This is a genomic window from Streptomyces sp. NPDC053069 (assembly GCF_044546895.1).
Classification (GTDB): Bacteria; Actinomycetota; Actinomycetes; order Streptomycetales; family Streptomycetaceae; genus Streptomyces.
The window spans coordinates 1-1,107 of the sequence record NZ_JBITZN010000037.1 but is presented as its reverse complement, the minus strand read 5'-3'; the positions used below and the strand labels follow the sequence as shown (position 1 = coordinate 1,107).

1 protein-coding gene is annotated in these 1,107 nt (G+C 66.9%); it reads left to right on the top strand.

The annotated features are described in order from the left end of the window. Positions 1–1,107, top strand: a 1,107-nt coding sequence (locus tag ACIGXP_RS40030) for an alpha-amylase family glycosyl hydrolase (protein ID WP_399776964.1), incomplete at both ends; no start/stop codon positions are given.

The window sequence follows — 1,107 nt, the reverse complement described above, 5'->3', positions numbered from 1 at the left end:
GGCGGCGCTGGCGCCGGAGGTGGAGGCGTTGCTGGCCCGTCATCCGTTGCGGGAGCTGGTGACCGCGTCCGACGCGATGCCGCTGCTGGTGGAGCGTGAACGGGCCCTGTACGGCTCGTGGTACGAGTTCTTCCCGCGTTCGGAGGGCACCGCCGGGCAGCCGCACGGCACCTTCCGTACGGCCGTGCGCCGGCTCAAGCCGATCGCGGACATGGGTTTCGACGTCGTCTATCTGCCGCCCGTCCATCCCATCGGCACGACGTTCCGCAAGGGGCCCAACAACTCCCTCACCGCCGGGCCGCAGGATGTGGGCGTGCCGTGGGCGATCGGCTCGCCGGAGGGCGGGCACGACGCCGTGCATCCCGCCCTGGGGACGATCGAGGACTTCGACCACTTCGTCGAAGAGGCGCACAAGCTGGGTCTTGAGGTCGCGCTCGATTTCGCGTTGCAGTGTTCGCCCGATCATCCGTGGGTGCACAAGCATCCCGAGTGGTTCCGTCACCGCCCCGACGGGAGCATCGCGTATGCGGAGAATCCGCCGAAGAAGTACCAGGACATCTATCCGGTGGCCTTCGACGCGGACATGGACGGTCTGGTCGCCGAGACGGTACGGATCCTGCGGCACTGGATGGGTCATGGTGTGCGGATCTTCCGTGTGGACAACCCGCACACCAAGCCGGTCGTGTTCTGGGAGCGGGTCATCGCCGAGGTCAATCACAAGGACCCGGACGTGATCTTCCTGGCCGAGGCGTTCACGCGTCCGGCGATGATGCACACCCTCGCCCAGATCGGTTTCCAGCAGTCGTACACGTACTTCACCTGGCGCAACAGCAAGCAGGAACTCACCGAGTATCTCGGTGAGTTGTCGGGGGAGGCGGCGGCCTACATGCGGCCGAACTTCTTCGCCAACACCCCGGACATCCTGCACGCCTACCTCCAGCACGGCGGGCGGCCGGCGTTCGAGGTGCGGGCCGTGCTCGCCGCGACCCTCTCCCCCGCCTGGGGCATCTACAGCGGCTACGAGCTGTGTGAGAACACCCCGCTCAGGGAGGGCAGCGAGGAGTACCTGGACTCGGAGAAGTACCAGCTCAGGCCGCGTGACTGGGA